Source organism: Nostoc sp. T09, assembly GCF_002154695.1.
GTDB lineage: Bacteria > Cyanobacteriota > Cyanobacteriia > Cyanobacteriales > Nostocaceae > Aulosira.
The window spans coordinates 1-21,195 of record NZ_MTAV01000077.1 but is presented as its reverse complement, the minus strand read 5'-3'; the positions used below and the strand labels follow the sequence as shown (position 1 = coordinate 21,195).

The following is a 21,195-nucleotide window of genomic DNA, read 5'->3' as shown; positions in this document are numbered from 1 at the left end:
CTCAAATCGACACCTCGCCAAAAATTTTTCTTGTCAGCTATGACCTTAAACCCACAATCAGATGTAACCCAAGCGATCGCTTCCATTTATCGTGCTGAGTGGGGTCGGATTGTCGCCACGCTCATCCGGCTGGTTGGGGATTTCGATGTGGCTGAAGAGGCGACACAGGAAGCCTTTGGTGTCGCCCTAAATCAGTGGCAGTCCACGGGCATTCCCGACCTCCCCCGTGCGTGGATTATCAAAACAGCTCGATACAAAGCCATCGATCGCCTCCGCCGCCGGACGCGGCTGAAGGAAAAACTCTCATGGTATGCTGCATCTGGGTTAATCCCAACCAGCGAGGAGCCAACCTACGACACCGATGAAATTCCAGACGATCAACTTCGACTGATCTTCACTTGCTGCCACCCAGCGCTGGCAATCGAGTCTCAAGTTGCTCTGACGCTGCGGATGCTAGGCGGACTTGAGACAGATGAGATCGCACGGGCGTTTCTCGTGCCCACGGCGACAATGGCACAAAGACTTGTGCGCGCCAAGCGCAAGATTCGTGATGCGGGTATTCCTTATAGAGTGCCAGACACAACCGAACTGTCAGCGCGGATGGATGCAGTGCTGACTGTAATCTATCTTATTTTCAACGAAGGCTACGCAGCGACAAGGGGCGAGGCAATGGTGAGAGCCGATCTCTGTACAGAAGCCATCCGGCTGGGTCACCTCGTGAGGACGTTGATGGCACCACAGCCGCCAGCCCAAGTAACTGCGCTACTTGCGCTCATGTTGTTGCACGACTCGCGGCGCGATGCCCGTCTTGATGAGGCTGGCAATCTCGTCCTGCTCGAAGATCAGGATCGTCGTCGCTGGAACCAACAGCAGATTGCCGAGGCGTTGCCGTTGGTAGAGGAGGCACTGCGCGGCGGAACTAGTCCATTTGCCTTGCAAGCGGCGATCGCGGCACTACATTGTCAGGCAGCACGGGCACAAGAAACGGACTGGTTGCAGATCGTCCGCCTCTACGATTTACTCGAACGTTTGCAGCCCTCGCCGATTGTGTCGTTGAATCGGGCGGTGGCAATCTCAATGGTAGACAGTCCTCAAACAGCGATCAAACTCATTGATGGGCTTGCCTCCCAACTTGATGACTACCATCTGTTTCACGCTGCGCGTGCCGATCTGTTGCGCCGCATTGGAGCCTTCCAAGAAGCCGCAAAAAGCTACGTGCGAGCGATCGCGCTGGTCACTAATGACAGCGAACGCCGCTTTCTAGAGCGTCGGCTACGCGAAGTTCAAACCTAATATCCAGCATAGGAGTTGCGATAGAACTAACTGAAGGAACTTTTTAATCCTTAGCAAACTTTGTGCAAGAAATTGTATAACTTGTTTAATCAATTAACATTTAGCTTAGAGATGATGCCAATATCCATACTATTCAAGTAGCTCAGACAAAAGAAATATTCCCAGTCGCAAAATTGCCGAAAGTTTGGGTGGTAAAGTATTTAAAGAATTTCAACAGACTAACAACAGCGGTCATCTTCTTGATGAGGTTGAATACAGGATTTATAAATGCTGATGAGGTTGAATACAGGATTTATAAATACTGACGAGCTTGCAATGGGACGAATCTATAACATCGGGGAGCTAACAACACCAACCCTACCTCTTGATAACCATTCAAATCTGACTTTCCAAATAACCTCTACGCTAAATTTAAGATGTGTGAAATTTTGAATTAATAAATAATTTTGCTAATGGAAACTCAATTTTCATGGACTAAGCAGTGGTATCCAATTAGTCCATTAAGCTATCTCAACCCTTCTAGCCCAAATGCTGCCACACTTCTTGGCAAAAAGCTGGTGATTTGGAAAGATGCACATCAAAAGTGGATAGTGATGGATGATTTTTGTGCGCACAAACTGGCACAGCTATCTTTGGGCAGTATTAATGAACAGGGAAACCTCGTGTGTAGACATCACGGTTGGTGTTTTAACGGGGAAGGAAAATGCACGAAAATTCCTATGTTAACTGCTGAAGCGGAAGAAACAGCTTGCGATAGTTTAAGGTCTCATGTTACTACTTACCCTACCCAAATTCTTCAAGGGCTACTTTGGGTATGGCCAGATGATAGTGCTAGCGCCTTGGAGGATTGTACTTTAAAGCATCCAGCCACATTACCGGAAAGTGAATTGAACATATCTGGCACTGACTGGCAGATGTCAGAAGTTCCTGTTGGCTACACAGTATCAATTGAAAGTAGCTTTGACCCCTCTCATGCCCAATTTTTACATGAGGGAATTGGGCCTTTTTCCCCAAAAACAGCAGTACCAATGCAACAATTTGCAGCTGTTGGCGAAATGTCTGCTGAAGAAGGTTTTACTCTCAAGCACACAGGCTACAATCTCTTCAACAAAGATATGGAGGCAACACGGAAGTTTACTCCGCCCTGTAGCAATACTACGGTCTACCATTATCCTAATGGGAAAAGTAATATATTTCAGTTGTATTTTGTACCAACACAACCTGGTTCCTGTAGGTATATTGGCAAGATTATTTCTAATGATGATTCGGTTCCCAAGACATCTTTGGTTAAGATATTGCCAAAATATCTCCAAACTGGGTTACAGCATTTAGCCACATACAAGCTGAGTGACCAAGATTTAACAGTAATGCACTCTCAGGAGATTATTGAGTCCTCATTGCATAAAAAATGGCAAAAAGCATACTTTATGCCTTCACTTGCCGATGTGGGGATTGTTAGTTTTAGAAAATGGCTAGATGAATTTGCTGGTGGAAGTCCTAGGTGGGCAGATAGTCTAAAAGACAGTGCAAAAGACTTAAATACTGAACAACTATATGACAGATGGCATAGGCATACAAAGTTGTGCCCTAATTGTCGTAGTTCTGTGCTTTTGATAGAACAAGTGCGAACAATTTCTCAGATGGTTACTGGATTATTACTACTATTAAGCTTGGGTTCCCTATTAATAGGTATTTCCCTAAAAATCGTAGCGATCGCAATCATCTTGGCAATCTTAAGTTTTATATCAGCATCCCTTCTAGACGATTTTAAGCAAGTCTTCATCAGCAGTATCCCCAAAAGAGGTTTACCTGTAGTTACAGTCTATAAAAGCAATGAAATTCATAGCTAATTGCTAAAAAAGCGTTGCTCGTAACAAAGCAACGCTTTTTTAGATCATTAACTACAATCTAGTTTTCACCAAAATAGGCTACTAATGCCTTAGAACTGCCAAGAAGTTGTCTATCGAAAATACTTGGGAGGCTAATTTAATATGGCTTACTCTAAACTTTCCGGTCTTGTTTCTATGTATTTAAGTTGTTTCCACATTGTCGCTTTAGAAAACAATAAAGTAAATTGTAAGCGTTGTTGTTTACAATAATGTCCAATGCTAGTATTTTTTATTCATGGTGTTGCCGAATCAAAAGTTAAATTTGCCCAAGATTTAAAATATCTCATTAAAGACGAATTATCGCAGCGTGGCAAAGATTTACCATATTTCCATTCTGGATTTTATGCTGATGTTTTAAATAAAAAGGACAAAATTTGGAATTTTATTGATCAAGATTTAAAAAAACTGAAAGAACAAAATCCTAATATTAATCTTCAAGATATATTTCGTGGGCAAGAAATAAGACGAGAATTTCTTTCTGATTTTGTAGGAGATGCTTTTACGTACCTTAACTTAGAACGAGGAGCGAAAATCCGAGAAGCAATTGCCGGACATTTAGAAGATTTTATCGTCAATCACCCTGAAGAAAAAGATTTTCATATTGTAGCCCATTCTATGGGAACTGTGATTTTATGGGATATTTTATTTTCTGATAAATTCCAACCTGGTGATGCGGCATATAAAATTCGCTCATTAATTCTTGAGAAAGTTAACTTAAAAAGTATTACTACGATGGGATCGCCCATCATTTTGTTCAATATGATTTTGGATATTACCCTAGAACAGGTTAATAAGTTTGCTCTTATTTTTCAGGAACAACCTATTAGATGGACTAACATTATTCATTCTTCTGACTTAATTGCCTATCCTATAAGCTCTAGCTTAAAAATCAGTGATTCATGTAATTTATCAGTTAAAAATAAATTTATATCAACTGTTGCTAATGACTTAGAAAAAACTGTACGTGGAGTAGCTGAATTTCCTGCTATTGAAGCCGCTAGTAACGTAAATCCAGGAATCAACCAAGCATTTTCCGTTGCAGCAATAGCATCAGGTGCGCCTGATGCTCATGTTAATTATTGGAAGTGTTCTCAGACAGCAAAAATTCTTGTAGATAATATTTTAGGTGATGAGGAAAAAATAATAGATTTAGTTATTGAGCGTTTAAAAAAGGTACCTGGAATGACTATTACTTTAATAGAGGGTAAAGATTCTGCACAAAAGCCAGATTCCAAAATGGATAATGATTGGGATAGATACTTTGGTAATTTTGATAAACTCCAAGAAAATTTTCAATTTTTGGATAGCAGTGGTAAATTGAGAATGCGAGATAATGTAGCTCAAATTCCTCATGTTTCTGTTTATAATCAACTTGGAAATTGTCAATTCAAAGGTTATGTTGGTTTGCTTCACGCCAATGGACTGAGACAAGAAGTGGAAGTTATTAAACAGAAATACCGTTTAAAAATAAGTTGAGATTTTAGGTAAAGACAATTTTAAGCAACTTTCCATTAGAAATATACTTAAGCTGGGAAGTGCTCACCAGATAAAGATTTTGGAGGGCACTTCCCTCAATTTTTTCTCTTATCCTTAGCGTACTTGGCCTGCTTGGCGGTTCGTTTCAAAATTATTTTCACAACTCAAATATAATTGCTATATAAAAGCAATGAAATCTATAGCTAATTGCTAAAAAAGCGCTGCTTTGTTAGGAGCAACGCTTTTTTAGATCGTTAACTACAATCTAGTTTTCACCAAAGTAGGCAGCTAATGCCTCAGAACCACCAATCAGTTGTCCATCGATAAATACTTGGGGAACTGTTGTCGCACCTGTAACTGCTTTCAAAGAATGAGTAGTTACATCTTTACCTAAAACAATTTCTTCATAATCTAGACCATGCTCTTTGAGCAATGCTTTGGCACGAGTACAGTAAGGACAGCCGACTTTTGCAAATAGGGAAACCTGTTTGGGCTTCACTGCTTGGGGGTTAATATACCTAAGCATTGTCTCAGCATCAGATACCTTAAAGGGATCTCCTGGCTCTTCCGGCTCAATGAACATATTATCAATTACACCGTTCTTTACCAGCATGGAATAGCGCCATGAGCGTTTACCAAAGCCTAGGTCTGATTTATCCACCAGCATTCCCATGCCTTGAGTAAATTCACCGTTACCATCAGGTATTAAGGTGAGATTACTAGCTTCTTGGTCTTTGGCCCATTCATTCATGACAAAGGCATCATTGACGGAAATACAGACAATGCTATCCACGCCATTTTCTTTAAAGACATTAGCCAACTGGTTATAACCAGGTAGGTGAGTGGAAGAACAAGTGGGAGTAAACGCACCAGGTAAGGAGAAGACAACCACTGTCTTATCAGCAAACAGTTCATCGGTAGTCACATCTACCCACTGATTGTTCTGGCGAGTGCGGAATGTGACATTGGGAACTCGTTGTCCTCGGCGATTTGACAGCATTAAGCCTCCTGAAATAATCAACCCATTGATAGTATCAAAAGTCTAAAGATATTGACTCTAGGTTTTTGCCAGTGTTTTGCAGACAGATTTTATTTCTGCCGAGATATACTAGTATAATTGTGAATCAGTATGGAACTTGCCTGAGTAAGAAATGCCTAAGCAGGTTAATCGATAAAGGGTGCGATCGCAGCAACAAATTCAGCCGTCGATTCATATGGTAGAACATTACGCCCTGTTAATTTAATTCCACGCCCTTGAGCTAAACAGGCCAGGTAGTCGGCTAAACGTTCATCTGGGGTTTCAGCTTTACCTTCTTGACTAATACTCGATGCTTTGTCTCCGACAACTACCAATGTTGGGTGCTTAATAGAGGCGATTTCGCTACTATAATCCTGCCGCCAAAAGCCTGATAAAAATGAAAATACTGCATAGCGATTGGCAGTATTTTTTGCACCTGCTACTAAAGTAGTTAACCATTCTGAATCAACAGTATCGCCAGAAGCAAAAAGTTGACGAGTTGAAAAAGAACGCAAAAATTTTGGGGTACGTGCATAACGATAAAAAGCATTACCAAAGGGTGAATCAAAAAGATTCCAAGCAAGTTTTTGCTGCCATGCTGGTGATTGTTTTGTGATGGTAGCCCAAGCAGGAGGTCCAGCAAATATCAGGGAGTGAATTAAGTTTGGTTGTTTTTGAACTAATTTAATAGCAATTGATAATAAAGCACCTTGCACCAATATAATTACAGGTTTTTGCACTACTGTTTGCAGAAAGTAATGTAACTGTTCTGCCCAATCATTAGGAGTGTAAGCTACATGGGGCATATCACTTTCACCACATCCCAATAAATCTGGGTTATAAATTTGATTTTGATACCCAGTTTGATACCATTCACGACAAAACTTTTGCCAAAACTGCCGAGACAATCCTACACCAACTGGATGAATTAATAGTAGAGGAATACCTTTTTGATTTGAATTATCCGGTTGATGCACTTCGTAGGCACAGCGATAATTCTGCCAAGTATAAAACTGAGTAGGAGATGCTGTTACAAATGATGCTTGCATAAATCCTATCTTTAATATTTGCTAAAAAATCATTTGTGGATGTATTAGCTGATATCCAGCGTCTTTGATTTTTTGATTCGATACCCATGCATTATATGGGCGGTTACTCTGGAGGGAAGTGTCCCAAATAATTTGAGGTAAATTGTGTTTTGCTAGCACAGTATCAAACAATTCTCGACTAATGAGATGTGCATCATCCACTACGTTATAAATACCTTGCCAATTGTGTTGCCGAGCAAACTCAATAGTGCCAACAATATCATCAAGATGAATCCAATTTGTGATGTCATCACCATTACCAGGGCGAGTTGTCCCAGAGAGGCGACCAAATATTTTTATCAGTTCCCTACCAGGCCCATAAATTCCTCCCAAGCGTAAAATGCAGACGCGGAGATTATTACTAGATGCTGATAGCAAGACTTCTTCAGTTTCTTGGAGGATTTTACCGTTAGGACTGCTAGGTGTAACTGTTATTTCTTCATCTACAAACGCACCATTTCTATCACCATATACAGAATAACTTCCTGTATATATCAATTGCCGAATGCTAGATATTTCTGGCAAGATAGAAACTAAAGTTTTAGCTGTTTGCAAATACGCCTCTTCATAAAAATCTGTACCTTTTGCAGCAACGCTCAACACCACCACATCTTGATTTTGTAATACTGATTTTAAACTATCTGGATTGTTGCCCTTAGTTACTATGACGTTTTGCGCTACTGCTTGTAGTTCTGAAACACGTGTAGGTGTAGTAGTGGTTGCAGTAACCGTAAAATTTGCTTTATCTTGCCAATATTTAGCAACTGCATAACCTACATAACCACAACCTATAATTGCAATGTTCATGATTCTTTAAACACAAATTAATAGCATAGTCCAGAACCCCTAAATTTATTTAGTAGGGATACTTTATTTTGAATTTTAATTGAGAATTTTAAATTCTCCCTTTGGTGGTAGACTATTTTGCTAATTCACTTTCGATTGTGGCAATTAATTCTGGTGAATATGGTTTAACAGTACTCTTAAAACGAGCTACTACTTCACCCTGCTTATTGATTAAGAATTTTTCAAAGTTCCAAGCTACAGGTCCAGTTGGCTCAACTGCATTGCTAAGACGAGCATAAAGTGGGTGCTGTTGCACACCTTTGGCATGAACTTTATCGAACAGTTCAAAGCTAACTCCATAGTTACTCGTGCAGAATTGTACAATCTCTTCGTTGCTACCAGGTTCCTGTGCACCAAAATCATTAGAAGGAAAGGCCAGAATACGTAATCCTGCTTCTCTATACTCTTGGTTCAACTTTTCTAGTCCCTCATATTGAGGAGTGTAACCGCAGTAGGAAGCTACATTCACAATTAAGAGTACCTTGCCAGCGTACTCACTAAGTTGCTTATCCTCACCCTTAATCGTTTTAACTGCAATGTCAGAAATTTTGTTACTCATCTTAAATTTCTTTTCTCAGAACTATTGCTAAGTTTCCCATATTGTAGGTAACGCAAAACCAGTTTCTTAGCTTTATTTTCTTTCTTTCAGGATAAAATAATCTCTAATCCTTATTTTTAGGTAACTCAGAAACAAGTCAAAACTTCGTAGGGTGCGCATTGCCCACATACAGCAGAATTCAGAATTAAAACAGTCTTTATGCTTGAGTTTGAGGCAGAGGATTTGTACTTCACAAACTTGAAATTTGCTGTATTTTTATTTTGGTGAGTATTGCCCCCTACAGAATATAGACATTTTTATTTTTGGGTAGTGTCAGAAATTGGCGTGTAGTTTTCCGCAGTAAACTGCTTTTCCATTTGTAAATATTTAGGAACACCAATCAGTTCTTGAAAATCTTGAAAAGTTACTAAATCTGTAAAATTCGCCGTGTTTCCCTGTGCTTTTAAGTGCGTCAAGCAAGCGGCCATTACCTTGGTGACAGTCAACAGGGTAGTTAGAGGGAAAAATACTATTTTGAAGCCTAATTGCTGTAACTCAGTAGTAGATAGTTGTGGAGTTTTACCACCTTCAACGATATTAGCTACAAGTGGCACATCTGGGAAAGCAGCTGCGATCGCTTTTAATTCTTCCACAGACTGAGGAGCTTCTACAAAGAGTATATCTGCCCCCGCCGCGATGTAAGCTCGACCACGGGCGATCGCTTCTTCTAAACCTAGAGGCGCACGAGCATCGGTGCGAGCAATAATTACCAAATCGCTATCACCACGGGCCTCTACTGCTGCGCGGATTTTTCCGGCGTGTTCCGCAAGGGAAATAACTCGCTTACCCTCAAAATGACCGCACTTTTTCGGCCATTCCTGATCTTCTAGCAGTACTCCAGCCAAACCCAACTGCACAGCATCCTTGACAGTACGGATCGCATTCAAGGCATTACCATAGCCAGTATCTAAATCAGCAATCAAAGGAACGGTAATTGATTGAGCAATTCGCCCTACACTGTAGAGCATTTCCGTAGCAGTCAAAAAACCGTAGTCTGGTAAACCTAATGTAGAAGCAGCAATTCCAAAACCACTAGTAGCTACTACTTCAAAACCTGAGTTTTCAGCCAGCTTAGCACCCAGACAGTCGTAAACTCCAGGAATGACAATAATTTCAGGACGCGCCAATAACTGTCGCAGTTTTTGTCCAGCAGACATAAAGCTATTTATAAATGCAGAATACCCCTATTTGAGAATACAGCCTCAGATGCCAAATTGTACTTTGTGGCGATCGCACCTGCTTCAAGGTTAGGAGGGACGCGGGGAAAATTCATTCCGAAATCTCTCCGCGTACCCCGTTAATGGGAAGAGACAAGCCTGATTCCCAGCACGCCTGCCATAATTAAGCCAATACAGAAAAAGCGCCTGATTTCAGCAGGTTCTCCAAACAGAATTACACCCAGCACAGCCGTACCTGCGGCTCCTATACCAGTCCAAGTAGCATAGGCAGTACCCACTGGTAATGTGCGGAGTGCTTTTGACAAGAAAGCGAAACTCAGTACCATACAAGCAACAGTAGCGATACTAGGGCCAAGCTTAGTAAATCCCTGTGTATACTTCAGTCCGATTGCCCATCCCATCTCAAGCACACCAGCAATCAGAAGGTAAATCCAAGCCATCGTTTTCTCCCCTATACGTTGCAGAAATTGCCAACTCTCACACATCTACCGCAGCTTTTGCTTTTATTTTTACACTTTTATATTCTTTATCTGCCTATTCATGGTTTACCCTGTTAAGTGCAAGATGTGAGTCTACCTACTCCTCCACTCTCACCATCTCCACTTATGACCTATTCCATTGATGGCACCCATGACCCAAATTTACGCAGTTGGGTAGAGTTAGCAAATCAAGAAGATACCGATTTTCCTATCCAAAACTTGCCTTTTGGTGTATTCCGCACTCAGGGTAGCGCTGAACCTCCACGCATTGGGGTTGCGATTGGAGACAAGATTTTAGATTTGGCTAGATGTTATCAACTAGGCTTATTTCAGGAACTTCCCGAACAGCTGCTAGCAGCATGTACAGCGCCTAATTTAAATTTATTGATGGGAATGGGAAGCCAAGCAAGATTGGCGTTACGTCATCGCTTAAGCGAATTGCTGCGGTACGACACACAACAGAATCTTCCAGAAGCAGAAATTCTCATTTCCATATCTGATGTTGAGCTTTTATTACCAGCAATAATTGGAGATTATACTGATTTTTACGCTTCAATCTTTCATGCTACTAATGTGGGAAAGCTTTTCCGACCGGATAATCCATTACTTCCCAACTATAAATATGTACCCATCGCTTATCATGGACGTGCTTCCTCAATTGTGCCTAGCAATACTTATATTCAGCGTCCCAGTGGTCAAATAAAGAAACTAGAAGATTCAGCCCCTAGCTTTACACATTCTCAAATGCTGGATTATGAGTTAGAACTTGGGTTTTTCGTAGGTGCTGGAAATGAGCGAGGAAAAGCTATATCTATAGAACAGGCAGAAGAACATATATTTGGATTGTGCTTGGTTAATGACTGGTCAGCACGAGATATCCAAGCTTGGGAATACCAGCCCCTAGGCCCGTTTTTAGCCAAAAGTTTTGCTACTACAATTTCTCCTTGGGTAGTCACATTAGAAGCTTTAGCACCCTTTCGCTGTCCAGCTTTTCGACGCGCTCAAGACGATCCCCAACCCCTACCTTATCTCTCTTCACCACTGGATACCAGTTTGGGTGGTATCGATATTACGCTGGAAGTTTGGATTCGTTCAGCCCAGATGCAACAACAGAATTTGCAGCCGTTTCGTTTGAGTCATGGTTCTTTCCAGCAGATGTATTGGACATTAGCGCAAATGCTTACCCATCACTCAAGTAATGGTTGCAACCTTCGCCCGGGAGATTTACTTGCTAGTGGAACAGTCTCTGGTGCTGAAGCAGGTTCCCAGGGTTGTTTACTGGAGATGACTCAACGTGGTGCTAAACCTATTGAACTACCTACAGGTGAAGTAAGAAAATTTTTGTCTGATGGTGATGAAGTTATCCTTCGCGGATACTGTGAGAAAGCAGGTTACAAGCGAGTTGGATTTGGAGAATGTCGAGGTACGATTCTAGTTTCCTGACACCAATTTTACCTGATAATGCTAATAAGACATTCTCCACAAGATTTTTGTTAAAAAAAATACCAATCAAGTTTTCAACAGTTTATTACGAATTATGCCAAATATAGGAAAAAGAAAAAATCGCTTTGATTTTTTCTTTTTATTTAGAAAATTGTTATTAGATTCTTTAGCAGGCGATTCCCAGATATCGTCTATTTTCTGTTCTCTCTCGACTAATAACTCGATATCAAGCGGTAACTGGGAATATTGCCCAAATGACCAAGGTTCTCCATCAGACAATTCTCTTTCTATTCTATGAAACATAATGTTCACCATTTTGAGGAATAAGCTGTGATTGTTAGGTGTTTCTGTTGAGTAGTCAGTTGCCGAGATCGCAGATTTTGCAATCTCTTAATCCCACACGAGTAGCTAAGGTTCTGGCAGTAAAAACAGCGATCGCGGATTCTGCTCATGCGTCGTGGGTTCAGTTCTTTCAATTACAAACTACGAATTATCAATTACGAATAGTTTTAAAATTCTGCCTTTTACCTACACTTGGCGATATCTTCGCTAAAAGTTCTGTCCCAAGTTACTTGATATCAACTTTTACTGGTATTACACCCGCTTTGAAAAAGCTATCAGCAACTTTTTGCTGTAATGCGTAGGCATAGCCCACCGCAGGCATCGCCTCTTGAGACACAGGAAGTAATTCTTGAGGATATTTGTAAACAATGCCTTCATCAACATTGGTGGCTGTTGCATAGTTTTTCAACCAGTTTTGTGACTTTTGCAACCGAGCGAGAAAATCAGTGATGTCTACGACAGGCTGCGCCTATGCTACTTTTTTTGAGGAACTGCGATCACATTGAGCGCAGCAATAATTTTTCAACGGAATTTCACTAGCCAAGGCTAGATCAATTGCACCAGAATTAATTGCCTGCACCATCAAATTACCTCCAGTCAACTCACTAAACTGAGTTTTGTAAGAAAAATTATCCAGCCTCGCTAATTTTAAATCTATGTCCCAACCACCTTTGTATTTGGCAATACGCAAATCAGTTGTATTTGAAACTGTGGTGGCAGTAGGAATAGAGTTAGCGGTAAAGTTTGCAGTAACTATAGGAAAATCTAAATCCGCTTCATAATCGTTGAGCTTGAGCTATGTTCTCAAACCCTGAATTACGATAGTTATAAATGTAGATTTGAGCAGCATTACAACCTCCTGTCTTCTGACACAAGCCATAATTTAGGAGATCGGTAATGCTGCAACTATTAGTTAAAGGAGAATCTCAACATTGGATTGCGATCGCAGTTTTCTCAGCCAAAGCCTTTGTTACCCGTGTAGGATTAGAGATTACCAACGGCATCTTTGAAGTTACGGGAATTGCTCATGACAGATAAATTAGACGGCAAAGTTGCAATTATTACCGGAGCTTCTGCTGGTATTGGTGAAGCCACAGCTCTAGCACTAGCAGCAGAAGGGGCAAAAGTAGTGTTGGCTGCTCGCAGAGGCGATCGCTTAAATGCACTAGCACAAAGAATCAAGAACGGTGGTGGCCAAGCATTGCCTATTATCACTGATGTTACAGATGAGACTCAAGTACAGAATTTAGTCCAGAAAACAAAGGCAGAATTCGGTCAAATAGACATCCTGGTCAATAATGCAGGTATTGCTGCTGTGGGTGCGATCGATGGTGGGAATACTTCAGATTGGAAGGAAATGATTAATCTCAACCTGTTGGGATTGCTGTATGTCACTCATGCTGTATTACCAATCCTCAAAGCTCAGGGTGCAGGACATATCGTCAATATTTCATCTGTAGCGGGTCGGACTGCACGGGTTGGTATTGGTGTATATAATGCAACTAAATGGGGTGTCAACGGTTTTTCAGAATCTTTGCGGCAAGAAGTTTGCAAGCAAAATATCCGTGTGACTATCGTCGAGCCTGGTTTAGTTAATACAGAAATTGACGACCGGATTTCAGACCCTATTGCCAAACAAAGCAGTCAAGAACGCCGTCGTTCTATTACGCCTTTAGAAAGTGAAGACATTGCGGCGGCGATCGTTTACGCGGTGACACAACCACAACGTGTCAATGTGAATGAAATTCTCATCCGACCAACACAACAAGATTGGTAAGCTAATGCTCATTTTTTATTAGAAAAGGCAGGGGGCAGGAGGCAGTAGGCAGAAGGGAATATTAGTCCACGGAGGTGGACTTTGTTTGTGTAATAGCGAATTCTATTCGCCTAATACTTTTCAAACATTCTCTAAAACTGATGATGATTGTTAGGCAATCATGTCTGCATTCACTCTAAAATTGCTGTAGTGATTGAGTCTATAGGTAGCTTATCTGTTTCTAATTGACTCAGAACTTATTACCAGATGCCCATTCTACACAGTCCTACTGTCCTACTGTTCGGCTCAAGCGTTATTTTAGTCTTTAATTCTTTACAACAATTTTCTCTATTTCCTTGAGAATCTCAATTACATCATTTGCAGATTTACTAAAAGCTTCTTTGGCAATATCTGGATTTTCCACATACCATTTCTTTACTTTATTAAGCAAAGCTTTTTTTGCCTCTCTTTTTTCATTTTTATTTTGTATATTTAAAATTGTATCTACTTCTTCTTGAAATATTTCAGGATAATACTTCTCGAAATTATGTTGTGTAAATTGACGGAAACGCTCTTGATTCCATGATTTATATTTATCTTTTAACTTGTTAATGATTTTATTTTCATCTTCACCTTCATCAACTAAGACCCAAATTTTATCGTCAAAATTGTTATGTAAATGAAAGAAAAGACACAAGCTGTGCAAAGCATCAAACCTTGCTCCTACTCTTTCAACACCTTCTGAGGAGCAAGTTCTTAGTCTCACTTTAAGCCCTGGTACAAAATCAGGAATTAGAAAATCTCTGATTATAATTTCCGCCGATGATTCTTCAAAAATCAACCATGTATCCCAAACATCAAAATCGAAAAGCTCATAACCTAAATCTTCAAGAATTACTCTTCTAGCTTGAGGCGAATTCTCAACTTCAGCAATCGAAGAAGTGGGAATTCGCTGCTCATTCGCAAAGTTTATATCTACCTTAAAAATCTTACTCAGTGGAACAGCACCAAGATACTTTAAAACAATATTTGAATGGGTAGTGATAATAAACTGATTTATTTCTGATTTTTCAATAATAAGGTTTAAGAGCTTTTTTAAAGCTTTAGGATGAATATCATTTTCTGGTTCTTCTATCAAAAATAGCTTGTCTTTAGCAATGCAAAGATCCACTATCAAAGCTAAAATATTTGCTACCCCTTCTCCCATTACATCCAGTGGAATGTTTTGAAAGTTGTCTATAATATACACAGCTCTCTTACCATTATCGGACGGATAAGTAGTTATATGGAATCCTAATATTTCATGACAAGCTTTAATATATTCATCTTTTGCTGGCAAACCATCTGTATTAATACGATCCACTTTGGCAACTAAATTAGTAAAGTTTCCTAAAACAGAATTTGCAAATTGTTGCCTAATATCTTCGTTAAACGTTAAAACTTTTCTTTTGGAAAGGAATGGATATATAAAGTTATTAGGTTCATCATTTTGAATACAAATTGAATTAGTATAATGATTAATACTATGTCCATTAAGATTTAACTGTCCATTATAAATTTCAATTTTAAGCTGATTATTTTGGCTATTAATTAGTCCAACAGTTGCTGGATTAAAATATCTATTTTTATTACCATCAAAAGTTAACTCTATACTTGCTTGAGCCTCATTCTTTCTTATATCATCCATCACAAAATAGGATCTATTTTGTAGAAAAAGTAAAGATCTTAATATTGTTGTTTTACCACTATTATTCTCCCCTATTAATAGATTTAGCTTTGGGGAAAGTTCAATTTCTGCATTTTCATAACCTCTTATATTACTTAACTTTACATTGAGTATCTTCATTTTTAACTTCTCCATATATTCGACTATTTAGATCAGTGTATAAAAACGACTTACTAGTACAAATCTCCGGTATACCACCACTACGTCAAATCTGTGATCGCTCGTACTAAAACTGAGCAAGCATTGCTTTCCCAGAAAATCAATTCGGCAAATACTTCGCCAATAAATCTTGCCCCTCGTGACCCATTTCCTTCAATATTTCCTCAATCTTCCCCATCGCTAGCGGCGACGGTTTAGAGCGTCCATTTTCCCAACGATTTATCGTGCTATACGTAACGCCTAAGGTAGATGCAAGCTGTTCTTGCGTTAGCCCAGCATAAAGCCGCAGATCCCGAATTATCTGCCCTATTTCTGGCTGGTTAATAGCCAGGGGTTTTTTTATAGTCATTCAATTTTTAAACTAGACTCACTAGCGTAAGTGCAGATGCTATATTACTTGCTATATATTAATCAAGTGTCCGCCTAATCTATTTCAGTGTTTATACGCAAAAAAGCCAAGCTTTATAAAGAGTTAATATTTATCACCAGGCGCTTTGTAATTATCTAGGCTCATGGCAAAAAATCTCAGTAGCTGGGGATTGACTTTACCCAATAATCTGCACACGCCCGATCATAAATCTACCTGCAATATAGCTAGAGCCTGAGCAACTCTACACCAGTAAACCAGTATTTAGGTTGATTTTTACTGTAAAATTTCACTGGGGTTTCAATCCATCCCATAAAACAGAAATCATTTCATTAACAATGACTTCTCTGGGTGCAGCATCGGGTAAGGTAGTAGCCAGAGGAAGACTCTCGATTACAGACAGAAAGAATCCGGCTAGCAGTTGGGGACGAACTTCACGAATTTCGCCTCGCTGTTGTGCTTGAGCAAATATTTGACAAATAGGCTCAAAGATAAATTGCGAGGAGCAAGCTGACAGCCTAGCAGTATTTTCCTCATCCAACAAAGGCATATCTGTATGTACCATGCTCAAAAAATGGATGGGAGGTTGAGAAAGGAACCACGCACCAACTGCATGTAGTTGCGATCGCAAATCATCTTCATTTTGATGAATTGCTTGCTGTAAACCCCAGCGATGGCGCTCAAACATGCGCTCGTTTACGGCTACAAACAGTTGCTCCTTGCTGGGAAAGTGATAGTACAAAGATGCTTGACGTATTCCTACCGCATTCGCAATATCCCTCATGGCTACCGTATTATAGCCACGCTTGCGGAATAGCTGTTCTGCTTCATCAAGTATGCGATCTCTACCACTAGATGAAGCTTGTTTTGGAGCGCGGCGATTGTCTGGCACTCTCAAACCTACCTAACGTTTAGTAGTCAACTATCAAATATTATATTACACTGTCAAATAATCTGCTCATTTGTGAACCCAAATCAGCAGATTTATCGTCCATAACATAAATAACTTAATCTAACCAATTTGAGGGCACAGTATTTACAAAAACAACAAACAGCCATTGATAATTTATTCCGTTCTGCCAAAATAAATCCGCTGAGGATTATCACTGAAATAGGAAAAATACTCCGAAACAGGGGCTAACTTACAGCCATTATTTCATACCAGTAATTCATGATGAAGAGTTAATTCTGTAACCAATGAACCAATTATCTAATTCCCCAGAATCATCTACCTTTTCCCGCCGCACACTGCTCAAGTGGTTCGGTATTGGTAGTATTGCTGGAGTAACCGGATACTCTCGTTTCAGTAAGCCACAACCAACGGTTTTTCAAAGAGATACCTTAAAATTACCACGGATGCTGAATCAAGATAAAAGTGTTGTAGTTATTGGGGCAGGATTAGCCGGTTTAGCCTGTGCATATGAATTGAGCCAGCGGGGATTTGCTGTGACACTTTTAGAAAAGTCCCCCCAACTTGGCGGGAAAATTGCGAGTTGGCAAGTTGAAGCCGTTGGTGAAACCTTCATGATGGAGCATGGTTTTCATGGCTTTTTTCCCCAGTACTATAACCTGAATGGTTTAGTGACAGAATTGGGAATCAACGAGCATTTTCAATCATTAAACTTTTATGCTGTGGTTTACCGCGATCGCAAATATCAACCAGAGGTATTTCGCCCCAGCCGTTCAGCCTTTCCTTGGAATATTATAGATTTAGCGATCGCTTCTCCCAATCGCTTGCAATGGGGTATCAATCTAATTAACTTAAAACACCTGCAAGTCTTTCAAGCAATTACTGGATTTCAGAGAGAAAGGAATTATCGACGTTTCGATAATATTTCCGTTGCTGATTGGGTAGAAAAGGAATTTCCCCGAGGTTTATACGACTTATATTTTCTCCCGTTTGCTAAATCTAGTTTGAATGCACCAGACTTGATGAGTGTGGGAGAACTCATGCAATTCTTCCACTTTTATTTTTTTGGTAATCCTGAAGGATTAGCTTTTAATGGCACCAAAGATGATATGGGAACCAGTTTAGTCCAACCCATTGCCAAAGCAATTCTGAGTAATGGCGGTAAAATTATCACAGGTGCAACAGTAAGTGAAATTTCTGCTGTAGAAGGTAAGATTGATTCCTTAAAGTATTTGGTTGGTAGTAATAAAAATAATGTGCCTTTTTGGGTGAAGCGTAACTCAGTTGTAGTAGATGAAAAGATAGAATATTTTGGTGCTGTGGATGAAGTGTTTGCTGCACAGATTGGCAGTCAAGAAGCAATTTCTCTTACCTGTACGCACCAAGGTTGTACTGTTAAAAAAACAGATGATGGAAAGTTTCATTGCCCTTGTCATGGTGCAGTTTTTGCAGCTGATGGTAAAGTTTTAAAAGGACCAGCACAAGGAGATTTAACTAAATTCAAAGTAGTGCAACGGCAAGATGAAGAATTACAACTAGTAGCGACAAATCAAGAATCGTCATTACCGCAGACAATCACAGCCGATTATTATGTTTTTGCGACTGATGTACCGGGAGTACAGCAACTGTTTAAGCGGATTAATGGTGATGTCGAGCAAAAAGTGCGATCGCAAGTTGCAGATTTAAGCATCGCCGATCCTTTTGCTGTATGTCGTTTCTGGTTTGACCGCGATTTTCAGTGGGAACAAAGTAATTTTACTTCTTTATCGGGCTACCAGCTAACTGATAGCATTACCCTATATCACCGCATTCAAGAACAATTTATTGACTGGGCAAAACGTACTGGTGGAAGTGTAGTAGAGTTACACGCTTATTGTTATAAAGAAAAACAGTTTCCTACCCAGGAAACTTTGTTAACAACATTTGAGCAGGAACTTTATGAAATTGTTCCGGAATTAAAGCAAGCAAAGGTACTGCATCGAGAATTAGTAAATCAACATAACTTTTCTGGATATCCACCAAATAGTTATGCAGAACGTCCAGAAACTAGCACTGGTGTTTCTAATTTAATTTTTGCCGGAGATTGGGTGAAAATGCCTTTTCCTTGTGGGTTAATGGAACGGGCTGTAAGTAGTGGCTTATTAGCAGCTAATGAGATTTTAGCTCGTGAGGCTTTGCAAAGGCGATCGCTTTTATCAGTGAATCCAGAAGGTTTATTACAAATCTAAAATATCATTGATAAAGACCACGCGGTAGGGGCACGGCGTCCGCAATCTTCCGATATATACAATAATTTTACTGGTGCCGTGCCCCTACGAAGCTATGTGGTTCCATACCTGGAAACTGGTGTAAATTATTATAGTGGCGTGACCTACTTAAAACAGTGCATTAATTAGATGGAACTAACCGCCGATGTACGCCGTTGTACGCCGAGCAACGGGATTTTTATTAATGAACTAAATTTAGCTATATCATGCCAGTTTGCTGCTCTGTATAAGATAAAAACTTAGTTTATTTACCTGAGTTTAAACCAATCACTCCAATGACAATCAAAATGATAGATATGAGTTTAACGCTACTAATAGATTCCCGAAACCAAATAATACCAATGATTGCAATCAGCGTTGTTCCTAAACCTGCCCAAAAAGCATAAGCAACACTAACTTCAATTTTTTTGAGAGAAAGTGTAAGAAAAGTCAAACAAATTCCATAAGATGTAAATACCAATATCGAAGGAATAATTTTAGTAAATCCTTGCGACAACTTCATACAAGTTGTACCCATAACTTCAAAGAGTACTGCTGTAACGAGGTAAATCCAACTGATTAGCATGTTAATTTTAAATGCTAGGGTATTTAATTATCTCTAAGCAAATAATAAAAATCAATAAGTACAAAATTTGTAAAAATTACATCAAAATGTAGATGTTATCTTTAAACTATTTTTCGGTGGCGATAATGTGTAAATCAATATTTTGTTGTCTGATTAGCTCCATTAATCGTTGTGTAAAAGAGCCTTTAAACCATCTTCTCCATCGCGGCTGCTGGCTTTCACCAATGACAATTTGGGTGATGTGATGGTTTGCAGCAACTTGAGCAATTTCTTGAGCGACGTTTTGACTTTTGACGTGTAAAAATTCGCCACCAAATTCTCTACATAATTTCTCGCATGTATGAATGTGTAAACTTTCTTGTTTGGTCAGGAATCGTTCAGGGTTTGCCACAAAAACGGCATAAAGTCGCGCATTCATATAATTGGCAATGCGTGCTCCGCGACGAAGTAATTGCACAGAGTTAGGATAAGTAGATATACACACCAGTACTCGCTCGTGGATGTTACAGTTCTGCCCTTCCAAGGTAGAAGTGTTTGCTTCTTCCTCAACTGTATCTGCTACTTCTCGTAGTGCGAGTTCCCGCAAAGCGATTAAGTTACGACGCTGAAAGAAGTTTTCTAGGGATTGAGCTATTTTCTCAGGGGCGTAAATTTTGCCTTCTCGCAGCCGTTCTTCTAGCGTTTCTGGAGTGACATCAATAACTACAACAGCGTCAGCTTCGTCAAGGAGGCGATCGGGAATCCGCTCTCGCACTACAATACCTGTAATTCGTGCAACTAAGTCGTTCAAACTTTCCAAATGCTGAATGTTGACGGTGGAGTAAACATCAATTCCGGCTGCCAAAATCACTTCCACATCTTGGTAGCGCTTTTCTCGTGAGGAACCAGGCACATTAGTATGAGCAAGTTCATCAACTAACACAAGTTGGGGAGAACGCTCCACAATTGCATCTGTATCCATTTCCTGCAAAGTAACGTTCTCTCGGATACTGATTGTTCTCTGAATCACCTCTAACCCTGTAGCTTTTTCAGCTGTGTCTTTGCGTCCATGAGTTTCCAAGATGCCAATCACAACATCAATACCATCTTGCTTGAGCTGATGTGCTTCTTCTAGCATTTTGTAAGTTTTACCGACACCGGGAGCCATACCGATGAAAATTTTATGTTTCCCACGTCGGTAAGGACGGATGTAAGAACTGTCAACAGAGGTTGTAGAGTTATTGAACATGAATAGAAAATTTATCTAGGTCTTTAACGATTTCTTTTAAAAGACTGACTCCAATTTCGCCAAAAATACCTAGGAATCTTCCATCAGTATGTTGGTTAAGAGGATGTTTGAAAAGTGGTAGGCTGTGATTTTAGGCACTTATTGATCCCCCCTAACCTCCCTTAAAAAAGGGGGAAAACCCTCTCAAAGTCCCCCTTTTCAAGGGAAGCCACTGCGTTGGGGAGACACTGCGTTGCGCGGGTTCCCCGAGTTGAAGCAAGTGTCGTCGGCTCTGCCGACTTGTAGCAAGTGGAGTGGATTTAGGGGGATCTAAAAGTATTTGATCCAGCACTAAGGGCTTTTAAAACAACCTCTTAGAAACATTTTAAACTGCTGATGCGAGCATAAGGGAAGCAACCTTCATTAAGAGGATGTTTGAAAAGTCCTGCTGTCGGTAGCAAAACGTTTGTAGATCCCCCTAAATCCCCCTTAAAAAGGGGGACTTTGAGTCCAGTTTCCCCCCTTTTTAAGGCAGGGCTGTTTCATTCCCTAAAACAGGTAAAATTGCAAGTGTTGAGGGGAAAAAAT

20 protein-coding genes are annotated in these 21,195 nt (G+C 40.0%); 7 read left to right on the top strand and 13 right to left on the bottom strand.

Going from position 1 to position 21,195, the window contains the following annotated elements; all coding sequences use genetic code 11:
• Window positions 1-39: 39 nt before the first annotated feature.
• The 3 genes from BV372_RS16300 to BV372_RS16285 all read left to right on the top strand — a co-directional run bounded on the left by BV372_RS16300 (window position 40) and on the right by BV372_RS16285 (window position 4,658).
• The gene (locus tag BV372_RS16300) at window positions 40-1,293 is read left to right on the top strand and encodes an RNA polymerase sigma factor (RefSeq protein ID WP_086687545.1); all 1,254 of its coding nucleotides are present in this window, start codon (window positions 40-42) and stop codon (window positions 1,291-1,293) included.
• Window positions 1,294-1,745: 452 nt separating this feature from the next.
• Window positions 1,746-3,143: a Rieske 2Fe-2S domain-containing protein gene (locus tag BV372_RS16290; RefSeq protein WP_086687544.1), complete on the top strand. Its 1,398-nt coding sequence runs from the start codon at window positions 1,746-1,748 to the stop codon at window positions 3,141-3,143.
• A gap of 255 nt (window positions 3,144-3,398) precedes the next feature.
• A complete protein-coding gene (locus tag BV372_RS16285; RefSeq protein WP_086687543.1) occupies window positions 3,399-4,658 on the top strand; it encodes a hypothetical protein in 1,260 nt (419 codons plus the stop codon).
• 265 nt (window positions 4,659-4,923) lie between these two features.
• Here BV372_RS16285 and BV372_RS16280 read toward each other — a convergent pair whose 3' ends face one another.
• From BV372_RS16280 to sugE, 6 genes are all read right to left on the bottom strand, one after another.
• Window positions 4,924-5,658 carry a glutathione peroxidase gene (locus tag BV372_RS16280; protein WP_086687542.1) on the bottom strand — a complete coding sequence of 245 codons (735 nt, stop codon included), beginning with the start codon at window positions 5,656-5,658 and terminating at the stop codon, window positions 4,924-4,926.
• A 164-nt stretch (window positions 5,659-5,822) separates the two neighbouring features.
• On the bottom strand, window positions 5,823-6,725 hold the full coding sequence (locus BV372_RS16275) for an alpha/beta fold hydrolase (protein WP_086687541.1): 903 nt from the start codon (window positions 6,723-6,725) through the stop codon (window positions 5,823-5,825).
• 21 nt (window positions 6,726-6,746) lie between these two features.
• Window positions 6,747-7,571 (bottom strand): SDR family oxidoreductase, encoded by an 825-nt coding sequence (locus BV372_RS16270; RefSeq protein ID WP_086687540.1) that lies wholly within the window; start codon window positions 7,569-7,571, stop codon window positions 6,747-6,749.
• A 112-nt stretch (window positions 7,572-7,683) separates the two neighbouring features.
• Window positions 7,684-8,169 (bottom strand): glutathione peroxidase, encoded by a 486-nt coding sequence (locus BV372_RS16265; protein WP_086687539.1) that lies wholly within the window; start codon window positions 8,167-8,169, stop codon window positions 7,684-7,686.
• Between the two features lie 296 nt (window positions 8,170-8,465).
• Window positions 8,466-9,365: an oxaloacetate decarboxylase gene (locus BV372_RS16260; RefSeq protein ID WP_086687538.1), complete on the bottom strand. Its 900-nt coding sequence runs from the start codon at window positions 9,363-9,365 to the stop codon at window positions 8,466-8,468.
• 140 nt (window positions 9,366-9,505) lie between these two features.
• Window positions 9,506-9,826 (bottom strand): quaternary ammonium compound efflux SMR transporter SugE, encoded by a 321-nt coding sequence (gene sugE, locus BV372_RS16255; protein WP_086687537.1) that lies wholly within the window; start codon window positions 9,824-9,826, stop codon window positions 9,506-9,508.
• A gap of 165 nt (window positions 9,827-9,991) precedes the next feature.
• Here sugE and fahA point away from each other — a divergent pair, with 165 nt between their 5' ends.
• Entirely contained in the window at window positions 9,992-11,308 is a 1,317-nt protein-coding gene (fahA, locus tag BV372_RS16250; RefSeq protein ID WP_086687536.1) for a fumarylacetoacetase, read from the top strand.
• A gap of 568 nt (window positions 11,309-11,876) precedes the next feature.
• Here fahA and BV372_RS16240 read toward each other — a convergent pair.
• A complete protein-coding gene (locus BV372_RS16240; protein ID WP_143845153.1) occupies window positions 11,877-12,059 on the bottom strand; it encodes a hypothetical protein in 183 nt (60 codons plus the stop codon).
• Between the two features lie 60 nt (window positions 12,060-12,119).
• Window positions 12,120-12,341 (bottom strand): hypothetical protein, encoded by a 222-nt coding sequence (locus BV372_RS16235; RefSeq protein ID WP_143845151.1) that lies wholly within the window; start codon window positions 12,339-12,341, stop codon window positions 12,120-12,122.
• A gap of 206 nt (window positions 12,342-12,547) precedes the next feature.
• Here BV372_RS16235 and BV372_RS36360 point away from each other — a divergent pair, with 206 nt between their 5' ends.
• A complete protein-coding gene (locus BV372_RS36360; RefSeq protein ID WP_179198116.1) occupies window positions 12,548-12,688 on the top strand; it encodes a hypothetical protein in 141 nt (46 codons plus the stop codon).
• Entirely contained in the window at window positions 12,678-13,427 is a 750-nt protein-coding gene (locus BV372_RS16230) for an SDR family NAD(P)-dependent oxidoreductase (RefSeq protein ID WP_086687533.1), read from the top strand. The genes BV372_RS36360 and BV372_RS16230 overlap by 11 nt, the downstream gene beginning before the upstream one ends.
• A gap of 304 nt (window positions 13,428-13,731) precedes the next feature.
• Here BV372_RS16230 and BV372_RS16225 read toward each other — a convergent pair whose 3' ends face one another.
• From BV372_RS16225 to BV372_RS16215, 3 genes are all read right to left on the bottom strand, one after another.
• Window positions 13,732-15,252 (bottom strand): ATP-dependent endonuclease, encoded by a 1,521-nt coding sequence (locus BV372_RS16225; protein WP_179198117.1) that lies wholly within the window; start codon window positions 15,250-15,252, stop codon window positions 13,732-13,734.
• A gap of 139 nt (window positions 15,253-15,391) precedes the next feature.
• Window positions 15,392-15,640, bottom strand: coding sequence for a helix-turn-helix transcriptional regulator (locus tag BV372_RS16220; protein ID WP_086687531.1), 249 nt, complete (start codon window positions 15,638-15,640; stop codon window positions 15,392-15,394).
• A gap of 307 nt (window positions 15,641-15,947) precedes the next feature.
• Window positions 15,948-16,550: a TetR/AcrR family transcriptional regulator gene (locus BV372_RS16215; protein ID WP_086687530.1), complete on the bottom strand. Its 603-nt coding sequence runs from the start codon at window positions 16,548-16,550 to the stop codon at window positions 15,948-15,950.
• A gap of 305 nt (window positions 16,551-16,855) precedes the next feature.
• Here BV372_RS16215 and BV372_RS16210 point away from each other — a divergent pair, with 305 nt between their 5' ends.
• Window positions 16,856-18,796, top strand: a complete 1,941-nt coding sequence (locus tag BV372_RS16210) for an FAD-dependent oxidoreductase (protein WP_086687529.1) — start codon at window positions 16,856-16,858, stop codon at window positions 18,794-18,796.
• A gap of 283 nt (window positions 18,797-19,079) precedes the next feature.
• Here the strand turns inward: BV372_RS16210 and BV372_RS16205 are convergent, their stop codons facing one another.
• Window positions 19,080-19,400, bottom strand: a complete 321-nt coding sequence (locus BV372_RS16205) for a multidrug efflux SMR transporter (RefSeq protein ID WP_086687528.1) — start codon at window positions 19,398-19,400, stop codon at window positions 19,080-19,082.
• 106 nt (window positions 19,401-19,506) lie between these two features.
• Window positions 19,507-20,628, bottom strand: coding sequence for a universal stress protein (locus BV372_RS16200; RefSeq protein ID WP_086687527.1), 1,122 nt, complete (start codon window positions 20,626-20,628; stop codon window positions 19,507-19,509).
• Window positions 20,629-21,195: the final 567 nt, after the last annotated feature.

Bases quoted from the DNA above. Each gene is read 5' to 3' on its own strand.
- BV372_RS16300 (WP_086687545.1), top strand. From the start codon at position 40: ATGACCTTAAACCCACAATCAGATGTAACCCAAGCGATCGCTTCCATT.
- BV372_RS16290 (WP_086687544.1), top strand. From the start codon at position 1,746: ATGGAAACTCAATTTTCATGGACTAAGCAGTGGTATCCAATTAGTCCA.
- BV372_RS16285 (WP_086687543.1), top strand. From the start codon at position 3,399: ATGCTAGTATTTTTTATTCATGGTGTTGCCGAATCAAAAGTTAAATTT.
- BV372_RS16280 (WP_086687542.1), bottom strand. From the start codon at position 5,658: ATGCTGTCAAATCGCCGAGGACAACGAGTTCCCAATGTCACATTCCGC.
- BV372_RS16275 (WP_086687541.1), bottom strand. From the start codon at position 6,725: ATGCAAGCATCATTTGTAACAGCATCTCCTACTCAGTTTTATACTTGG.
- BV372_RS16270 (WP_086687540.1), bottom strand. From the start codon at position 7,571: ATGAACATTGCAATTATAGGTTGTGGTTATGTAGGTTATGCAGTTGCT.
- BV372_RS16265 (WP_086687539.1), bottom strand. From the start codon at position 8,169: ATGAGTAACAAAATTTCTGACATTGCAGTTAAAACGATTAAGGGTGAG.
- BV372_RS16260 (WP_086687538.1), bottom strand. From the start codon at position 9,365: ATGTCTGCTGGACAAAAACTGCGACAGTTATTGGCGCGTCCTGAAATT.
- sugE (WP_086687537.1), bottom strand. From the start codon at position 9,826: ATGGCTTGGATTTACCTTCTGATTGCTGGTGTGCTTGAGATGGGATGG.
- fahA (WP_086687536.1), top strand. From the start codon at position 9,992: ATGACCTATTCCATTGATGGCACCCATGACCCAAATTTACGCAGTTGG.
- BV372_RS36360 (WP_179198116.1), top strand. From the start codon at position 12,548: ATGCTGCAACTATTAGTTAAAGGAGAATCTCAACATTGGATTGCGATC.
- BV372_RS16230 (WP_086687533.1), top strand. From the start codon at position 12,678: ATGACAGATAAATTAGACGGCAAAGTTGCAATTATTACCGGAGCTTCT.
- BV372_RS16225 (WP_179198117.1), bottom strand. From the start codon at position 15,252: ATGAAGATACTCAATGTAAAGTTAAGTAATATAAGAGGTTATGAAAAT.
- BV372_RS16220 (WP_086687531.1), bottom strand. From the start codon at position 15,640: ATGACTATAAAAAAACCCCTGGCTATTAACCAGCCAGAAATAGGGCAG.
- BV372_RS16210 (WP_086687529.1), top strand. From the start codon at position 16,856: ATGAACCAATTATCTAATTCCCCAGAATCATCTACCTTTTCCCGCCGC.
- BV372_RS16205 (WP_086687528.1), bottom strand. From the start codon at position 19,400: ATGCTAATCAGTTGGATTTACCTCGTTACAGCAGTACTCTTTGAAGTT.
- BV372_RS16200 (WP_086687527.1), bottom strand. From the start codon at position 20,628: ATGTTCAATAACTCTACAACCTCTGTTGACAGTTCTTACATCCGTCCT.